The sequence below is a fragment of the Streptomyces aurantiacus genome (assembly GCF_001418335.1).
Taxonomy (GTDB): domain Bacteria; phylum Actinomycetota; class Actinomycetes; order Streptomycetales; family Streptomycetaceae; genus Streptomyces; species Streptomyces aurantiacus.
In genome coordinates this window covers 1-8158 of sequence record NZ_LIPP01000031.1, presented here as the reverse complement: position 1 = coordinate 8158, position 8158 = coordinate 1, and the positions used below count along the sequence as shown (strand labels likewise).

The following is an 8158-nucleotide window of genomic DNA, read 5'->3' as shown; positions in this document are numbered from 1 at the left end:
ACTCTATCAGACCGTTTCCGGTTCCGATTTCCTCGGTGCTTTCCAGGTTTCCGCTTTCGCGTTTCCCTTTCCGGCGATGTTGACTGTATCAGATCCTTTCGGGCCTGACTCCCGGTCAACCGGGTTTGCCTTCGCGGCTGTTGGGCCGTTCCGACGTCCAAAACTTTAGCGGATCCGCCGAGCAGTTCCTAATCGGAGCTGCCGACCCGAATCGAAAAGAATTCGGGCGTGCCGAATTCAATCCCGATGAGGGGATCGTGCTGGTGGTTTGGTGTGCCGCATCTGCGGCGGATGTGTTGTCGCAGAACCGTTACGGCTCCGTGGCAACTCGAAGAACCTTACGGATCGGTGAGGGGAGTGTCAAGTCTCCCCCGGGCGACCGCCCGGCAAACCCTCGGCGGGCGCTCTTTCCCGGCTGCCGCCGAGGCCCAACTCAGGCCTCAGTCAAGGTCGGTGAGCCGCCCGCCGGCATCCGGCTGGGCATCCTCCACTCGGCGCAGCAGCCGGGTCAGGACCTCGCCCAGGGCGCCGCGCTCCTTCTGGGAGAGGTCCTGGAGAAGGTCCTCCTCGAAGACGGTGGCGAGGCGCATGGCCTCCAGCCACTTCTCGCGGCCTTCGTCCGTGAGCTCCACGATCACGCGGACCCGGTTGGCCTCGTCACGCTCCCGGGTGACGAGCCCTTCCGCCACCATGCGGTCGATCCGGTGGGTCATGGCGGCCGGAGTGAGGCCGAGTCTCTTCGCGAGGTCGCTCGGACCCAGGCAGTAGGGGGCTCCCGACAGGACGAGCGCCTTGAGGACCTCCCACTCGGCGTTGCTGATGCCGAGGGCTGCCGTCTGTCGGCCGTACGCGACGTTCATACGGCGGTTGAGGCGGCCGAGCGCCGAGACGATCTGCTCCACCTGGGGGTCGAGGTCCTGGAACTCGCGCTGGTAGGCGGCGATCTGCTCGTCCAGCGTCGGCTCGTTCGCGGCGGGGGTGTCACCCATGGCCGCAGTATGGCACGCGCTCGCTTGGCATCGAAGTCCTTCGAGATGTAGTGTTTAGCCTTGAACTTTAGCTTCGAAGTCTTCACCTCTAACTACTGAGGCCGACGTAAGACTTCCTTCTCAAGGCAGGTGAAAGTGACCAGGGCGATGGGCGCGGAGATGCGCCGAATCCATGTGGGCAACGCACTCAGCGCGTTCGGGCTCGGTTTTACCGTCCCCTATCTGTACGTCTACGTGGCGCAGGTACGGGATCTCGGTGCCATGACGGCGAGTCTCGTACTCACCGTCTTCGCCGTGGCCGCGCTCGTGGTGCTGCCGTTCGCCGGGCGGGCCATCGTCAGGCGGGGCCCGCTGCCGGTGCTGCTCCTCGCCCTGGTCACCGCCGCCGTCGGCTCGCTGAGCCTGGGCCTTGCGGGCAACTCGACGGCCGTGCTGATGTCGGCTGCCGCGCTCGGTGCCGGGCAGGCCGTGATGCAGCCGGCGCTGGCGACGATGATCGTCGACTGCTCGACCGCGGAGACCCGCTCGCGCGCCTTCGCCACCCAGTTCTTCCTGCAGAACCTCGGGCTCGGGGTCGGCGGCCTCATCGGCGGTCACCTCGTCGATGCCTCGCGGGCCGGCTCGTTCACGCTGCTGTTCGCGATCGAGGCGGCGATGTTCCTGCTTCTCGTGGCGGTCATGGCGACCGTACGGATGCCGCGGGCGCCCAGGGTCGAGGGTGCGCCGGGGCAGGCCAGGGGCAGCTGGAAGCAGTTGCTCGGCAATCGGGCCATGGTGCAGCTGTGCGTGCTGGGCTTCGTGCTGTTCTTCGCCTGCTACGGGCAGTTCGAGTCGGGGCTGAGCGCGTACGGCGTCGAGGCGGCCGGTATCTCCACCTCCGCGCTCGGTACGGCTCTCGCCGCGAACACGGCGGTGATCGTCGTCGCGCAGTTCGCCGTACTGAGGTTCGTCGAGCGGCGCAAGCGGTCCCGGGTGATCGCCGCGGTGGGGCTGATCTGGGCCCTCGCCTGGGTCACCGCCGGGTACGCGGGGCTCGGGCACGGCAGCCAGACCATGGCGACCGCCGCGTTCGTGTCGACGTACGCGCTGTTCGGGCTCGGGGAGGCGATGCTGTCGCCGACCGTGGCGCCGCTGGTCGCGGATCTGGCGCCGGGCGGCATGGCCGGGCAGTACAACTCGGCCTTCGCGCTGGTGAAGCAGTTGGCTCTGGCGATCGGTCCGGCGGTGGGCGGGCCGATGGGTGCCTCGCTGCACGCCCCGTACATCGTGACGTTCCTGCTGTTCTCGCTGGGCATCACGTTCCTGGCGGTGCGGCTGGGACGGCAGCTCACTCCTGTGCAGAACCAGCCGTCCCTGGCGAAGAGCCGGGTCGTGGTGCGGGGCGGGGCTCCGGCGGAGTCGGGGACCGGGACGGGAGCGGAGGCCGTTCAGTCCGTGGCCTGACCTTCCGCCATTGCCCCTGTATTGCCCCCATCCCCCTCTCCCGCTCTCCGGGTCAGGTGGTGCGGGGGAGTGCGAACTCGCACCACACCGCCTTGCCGCCGCCCGGGGTGCGGCGGGAGCCCCAGTTCGAGGCGATGGTGGCGACGATCGCGATGCCGCGGCCGGACTCGTCGGCCGGTTCGGCGCGGCGGCGGAGCGGCAGGTGGTCGTCGCCGTCGGTGACCTCGACGATCAGGCGGCGGTCGGTGCGGCGGAGACGCAGACGCATCGGCGGGGTGCCGTGCTGGAGGGAGTTGGCGACGAGTTCGCTGGCCGCCAGGACGCCGTGGTCGTGCAGGTCGGGCGGGAAGCGCCAGCTGGTGAGGACGCCGGAGGCGAAGGCACGCGCGCGTGGGGCCGCTTCCACGCCGCCGAGCAGTTCCAGGGCCGCGTTACGGAAGAGGTCGCCGTCCGGACCCGTACGCGCCGGGTGCTGGAGGACCAGGACGGCCACGTCGTCGTCATGGTCGGCCGTCACGCCGGCCGAGCGGACCAGGCGGTCGCAGACCACCTGGGGTGTGCCCGTCGCGCCGGCGAGTGCGGCCTCCAGGGAGGCGATGCCCTCGTCGAGGTCCGCGTCCCGGCGCTCGACCAGGCCGTCGGTGTAGAGCACGGCGGTGGAGCCGGGGCCCAGCGGCACCGATCCTGAGGCGTGCATCCAGCCGCCCGTGCCGAGCGGGGGCCCGGTGGGTTCGTCGGCGCGCAGGACGGTGCCGCTCTCGTCGCGTACGAGGATCGGGAGGTGCCCCGCGGACGCGTACACGAGGCGGCCCTCGTTCGGGTCGTGGATCGCGTACACGCAGGTGGCGATCTGGTTGGGGTCGATCTCCATGGCGAGGCCGTCGAGGAGCTGGAGGATCTCGTGCGGGGGCAGGTCGAGGCGGGCGTACGCGCGGACCGCTGTGCGCAGCTGGCCCATGACGGCCGCGGCGCGGACCCCGCGGCCCATGACGTCGCCGATGACGAGGGCGGTGCGGCCGCCGCCGAGGGTGATCACGTCGTACCAGTCCCCGCCGACCGCGGCCTCCGTGCCGCCGGGGTGGTAGGTCGCGGCGACGCGCAGGTCGTCCGGCTCTTCCAGTTCCTGGGGCAGCAGGGAGCGCTGGAGGGTGACGGCGGTCTCGCGGTGCTGGCGCTCGCTGGCCCGCAGCCGCTCGGCGGCCTCGGCGTGGTCGGTGACGTCCGCGGCGAAGATCAGTACGCCACCACCGCCACCGCCTCCCAGTCCTCCCGGGAGGTCTCCGGCGGACGGTACGTCGACGGGGACGGGGGTGCACGTGAACGTGTACGAGCGGCCGCCGGGGACCTTGCGGGACTTGACCGTGCGCGGCTTGGAGCTGCGCAGGACCTGGTCGAGGAGCGGCAGCAGGCCGATTTCGGCCAGCTCCGGCAGCGCGCCGCGCGCGGGCTCGCCGGGTGGGCGGGCGCCGAAGGCCGCCACGTACGCGTCGTTCACGTACGCGAGGCGGTGCTCCGGTCCGTGGACGAGGGCGACGAGGGCCGGGATGCGGTCCAGGACCTCGCGGACCGGCAACTCGTCCACGGCGGGGGCGAGTGCGAGCGAGGTGGTCTCGGCGGTCGGCCGCTCGGCGCGGGCCGCGGGCACGGAGCCCTCCGAAGGGAGCGCCGTCGGCAGTCCGTCGGCCCGCGCCGCGGCGCGGCGCTGTGTTCCGGGGAGCCGGGCGCTCCAGCGCGTGAAGTTCACTGTGGGACAGGCCTCGTGGGGTCGAAGGGCGAGCGGTCGGCCCGCCCGTGCCATGGTCGTGGACCAGTGTGTCCGACGGGACCGACATCCGTCAGACGTCGGCCTCGCGGGTGGAGTTCCTGGCTCCGGTCAGGACGACCCCTTCGGGTCCCGCGGAGGTTTTCCACCGGCCGCCAGTTCGAACTCCGCACGGGGATGTTCGAGTGATCCGAGGGAGACGATCTCCCTCTTGAAGAGGCCGGACAGAATCCATTCGGCGAGCACGCGGGCCTTGCGGTTGACGGTGGGCACCCGGCTCAGGTGGTACACGCGGTGCATGAACCAGGCAGGGTAGCCCTTCAGCTTGCGCCCGTAGACGTGTGCGACGCCTTTGTGCAGCCCCAGGGAGGCGACCGAGCCGACGTATTTGTGGGAGTACGTCTCCAGCGGCTCGCCGCGCAGGGAGTGGGCGATGTTGTCGCCGAGGACCTTGGCCTGGCGCACGGCGTGCTGGGCGTTGGGGGCCGTCTCCCTGCCGGGCTCCGCCGTGGTCACGTCGGGTACGGCCGCCGCGTCGCCCGCGGCCCACGCGTGCGTGGCGCCGTCCAGGGCCAGTTGGGGGGTGCACTTCAGCCGGCCGCGTTCGTTCAGCGGCAGGTCGGTGGCCGCGAGGACCGGGTGCGGTTTCACGCCCGCGGTCCACACGACCGTACGGGTCGGGAAGCGGGCCCCGTCGTCGAGGACGGCGACGCGGTCGGTGCACGAGTCGAGGCGGGTCTCCAGGCGGACGTCGATGTTGCGGCGGCGCAGCTGGGTGACGGTGTACTTGCCCATCGCCTCGCCGACCTCGGGGAGGATGCGGTTCGAGGCCTCGACGAGGATCCACTTCATGTCGTCGGCCTTGACGTTGTGGTAGTAGCGGGTGGCGTAGCGGGCCATGTCCTCCAGCTCGCCGAGCGCCTCCACTCCGGCGTAGCCGCCGCCCACGAAGACGAAGGTCAGGGCGGCGTCGCGGATCGCGGGGTCGCGGGTGGAGGAGGCGATGTCCATCTGTTCGATGACGTGGTTGCGCAGGCCGATGGCCTCTTCGACGGTCTTGAAGCCGATGGCGAACTCGGCGAGGCCGGGGATCGGAAGGGTGCGCGAGACGGAGCCGGGGGCCAGGACGAGTTCGTCGTAGCCGATCTGGTCGGGTCCGGTGCCCTCCTCCTCGGTGGCGAGGGTGGCGACCTCCGCGGTGCGCTTCGCGTGGTTGATGGACCTGGCCTCGCCGATGACGACGCGGCACCGGTCCAGGACGCGGCGCAGGGGCACGACGACATGGCGCGGCGAGATGGAGCCCGCGGCGGCCTCCGGCAGGAACGGTTGATAGGTCATGTACGGGTCGGGGGTGACCACGACGATCTCCACCTCGCCCCGCTTCAGCTCCTGTTTGAGCTTCCGCTGGAGACGCAGGGCGGTGTACATCCCGACGTAGCCGCCGCCGACAACGAGAATGCGCGCACGTTCCTTCACTCACCCATGACGCACCTGCTACCGGCGTTTGTCCACAGGCCCGTCAATTTGTGTGACCGGCAGGCGGCGAGGACCGAGCTCGGCCGATTCGCCGGAGTGCATGGAAGGTTCGCAGGTCAGCGGGTGTGAGCGGGGTGCCATTAGGGGGCGCAACCGGGACGTAAGCGGCCCGTACTCCGATCGGGGGGCGCTCCGTGCGGAACCTCCCTCTTCTGAATTGACTCTCACTCAACTATGTTCGTGTGTCATCGGGGTGTAGGGGGATGCGCTCGACGGGCCGTAAGGCGGAGTCCTACGGCGAAGGCTGTTCCACTGACTCCGGCTTGCCGATGGCGGGGAGAGTCTCCGGGGGGAGACGTCATTACCGGGGGAACACATATGCACATTCAGGACACTCAATGGACATCTGCGTCCGCCCTCACAGCGGGCGGCGCGGTCGGTGCGGCGGCGGGGAACGGACGCGCGGGGGACATATCGCGCACCACGCCACTGCGGGTGGACGCACAGCGCAATCTGGAGCACGTACTGCGGGCGGCTCGTGAGGTCTTCGGCGAGCTGGGGTACGGCGCTCCGATGGAGGACGTGGCGCGACGCGCGCGGGTCGGCGTCGGCACGGTGTACCGGCGCTTCCCGAGCAAGGACGTCCTGGTCCGGCGCATAGCCGAGGAGGAAACCTCCCGGCTGACCGACCAGGCACGCTCCGCGCTCGGGCAGGAGGACGAGCCGTGGTCGGCGCTCTCGCGCTTCCTGCGGACCTCGGTGGCCTCGGGCGCCGGACGGCTGCTGCCGCCGCAGGTGCTGCGGGTGGGCGTCGGCGACGAGGGTTCGGCGCTCGACGGGACCACCGTCCTCGACGGCGCCCCGGCCTTCGACGGAGCCTCGGCCTTCGACGACGCGCGGGTGCCGCAGCAGCGGTCCCAGCCCGCCGGGCCCGAACTGCGGCTCGTGGAGCAGCGGTCGGGCTCCCTCGGGGAGACGGACGAGGACGACGCGGGGGCGGCCCAGCTGCTCGAAGTGGTGGGCCGGCTCGTGGAGCGGGCGCGCGCGGCGGGCGAGCTGCGCAGGGACGTGACGGTGTCGGACGTGCTGCTGGTGATAGCCACGGCGGCACCCTCGCTGCCGGACGCGGCCCAGCAGGCGGCGGCTTCGGCGCGGCTGCTGGACATCCTGCTGGAGGGTCTGCGGTCCCGTCCCGCGTGAGGCGGTCTCGTCCCGCGTGAGACATCCGGGACCTTCGGCGGAGGCGCGGGTGCCTCCGCCGGGGGTGCGGGGTGCCTTCGGCAGGGGTACGGGTGCGTACGGCGGGGATGCGGGGATGGTCGTCAACCAGCCGACTGTCAGCGGCAGTTCACCCTTCCCCGTTCGGGTGAAGGTTAGTGCTCCGGTTCGGCTGATCCCCACGGACGAGTGGTTGCGCCGTTCCTCCGGGTAACAGCGGTGGGCCCGTATGACACTCTGTCCCGGTGTTCGGGTCCGAGTGTGCAGGCGGGGGCTTTCCGCGATGAGCGTTGACGGTCGGGACGAGTCACCCGGTGACGGGTACACGGGAACCGGGGGCTCGGAGATCGAGGGCGCGGAGTCCGGGAGCGCGGAGTCCGGCGGTCTCCCGTCGCGGCAGGTGCCGAGCCAGGGAGGACCCTTGAAGGGCGTCCCGGCCGCGGCCCCGGAGGACGTGCCGGTCACGGGCGCCGAGCCTGAGGCCAGTGTCCCGCCCCAGCGCGGGCACCACGCGTCCCGGGCGTGGCGTGAGCGGGGCAAGTCGGGCGAACCGGCCGACAGCGGAGTGCTGCCCCCTCCGATCGAGCCGACGGAACTGCCGCTCCCCGACAGCGAGTTGATCGGGCGAATGCGCTCGGGCGACGACACGGCCTACGAGGAGCTGTACCGCCGGCACGCGGGAGCCGTCCGCAGGTACGCGCGCACCTGCTGCCGGGACGCCCATACGGCGGACGACCTCACCGCCGAGGTCTTCGCCCGCATGCTCCAGGCCGTCCGCGGCGGCAGCGGCCCCGAGCACTCGGTGCGCGCCTATCTGCTGACGACCGTACGGCGCGTCGCGGCGGGCTGGACCAAGTCGGCCAAGCGGGAGCAACTGGTCGACGACTTCGCCGTGTTCGCGGCACAGGCCGCGCGCGGCTCCGAGACGTCCAACGACACCGCGTCCGTCGGCTCCTTCGGAGCCGACCACGAACTGGGCGCGGACGTACGGGCCATGCACGAGGCCGAGCAGTCGATGGCCATGCAGGCGTTCCGGTCGCTGCCGGAGCGCTGGCAGGCCGTGTTGTGGCACACCGAGGTCGAGGACGAGTCGCCCAGCGAGGTCGCCACGCTCTTCGGGCTGGACGCCAACGGCACGCGCGTGCTGGCCAGCCGCGCCCGTGAAGGCCTCAAGCAGGCCTATCTGCAGGCCCATGTGAGCGCCACGCTCACCATGGACGAGGAGTGCGCGCGCCATGCCGACCGGCTCGGCGCGTACGCGCCGAGCCGG

The 8158-nt window shown here is 71.0% G+C and carries 6 protein-coding genes; 3 read left to right on the top strand and 3 right to left on the bottom strand.

Annotation, left to right across the window (positions count from 1 at the left end; genetic code table 11):
• Positions 1 to 440: 440 nt before the first annotated feature.
• Positions 441 to 989 carry a MarR family winged helix-turn-helix transcriptional regulator gene (locus tag AOK01_RS04465; protein WP_055508611.1) on the bottom strand — a complete coding sequence of 183 codons (549 nt, stop codon included), beginning with the start codon at positions 987 to 989 and terminating at the stop codon, positions 441 to 443.
• Positions 990 to 1136: 147 nt separating this feature from the next.
• On the opposite strand from AOK01_RS04465, the gene AOK01_RS04460 reads away from it, so the two are divergent.
• Positions 1137 to 2432, top strand: coding sequence for an MFS transporter (locus tag AOK01_RS04460; RefSeq protein WP_055508609.1), 1296 nt, complete (start codon positions 1137 to 1139; stop codon positions 2430 to 2432).
• Positions 2433 to 2484: 52 nt separating this feature from the next.
• Here the strand turns inward: AOK01_RS04460 and AOK01_RS04455 are convergent, their stop codons facing one another.
• Both AOK01_RS04455 and AOK01_RS04450 read right to left on the bottom strand, forming a co-directional pair.
• Positions 2485 to 4176, bottom strand: a complete 1692-nt coding sequence (locus AOK01_RS04455) for an ATP-binding SpoIIE family protein phosphatase (RefSeq protein ID WP_055508607.1) — start codon at positions 4174 to 4176, stop codon at positions 2485 to 2487.
• A gap of 129 nt (positions 4177 to 4305) precedes the next feature.
• Positions 4306 to 5670 (bottom strand): NAD(P)/FAD-dependent oxidoreductase, encoded by a 1365-nt coding sequence (locus AOK01_RS04450; protein ID WP_079103152.1) that lies wholly within the window; start codon positions 5668 to 5670, stop codon positions 4306 to 4308.
• Positions 5671 to 6048: 378 nt separating this feature from the next.
• Here AOK01_RS04450 and AOK01_RS04445 point away from each other — a divergent pair, with 378 nt between their 5' ends.
• Entirely contained in the window at positions 6049 to 6870 is an 822-nt protein-coding gene (locus tag AOK01_RS04445; protein ID WP_055508605.1) for a TetR/AcrR family transcriptional regulator, read from the top strand.
• Between the two features lie 301 nt (positions 6871 to 7171).
• A partial coding sequence (locus AOK01_RS04440) for an RNA polymerase sigma factor (RefSeq protein WP_157871180.1) occupies positions 7172 to 8158 on the top strand: 987 nt, incomplete at its 3' end.

Coding starts and splice junctions, on each gene's coding strand:
- AOK01_RS04465 (WP_055508611.1), bottom strand. CDS start 989: ATGGGTGACACCCCCGCCGCGAACGAGCCGACGCTGGACGAGCAGATC.
- AOK01_RS04460 (WP_055508609.1), top strand. CDS start 1,137: ATGGGCGCGGAGATGCGCCGAATCCATGTGGGCAACGCACTCAGCGCG.
- AOK01_RS04445 (WP_055508605.1), top strand. CDS start 6,049: ATGCACATTCAGGACACTCAATGGACATCTGCGTCCGCCCTCACAGCG.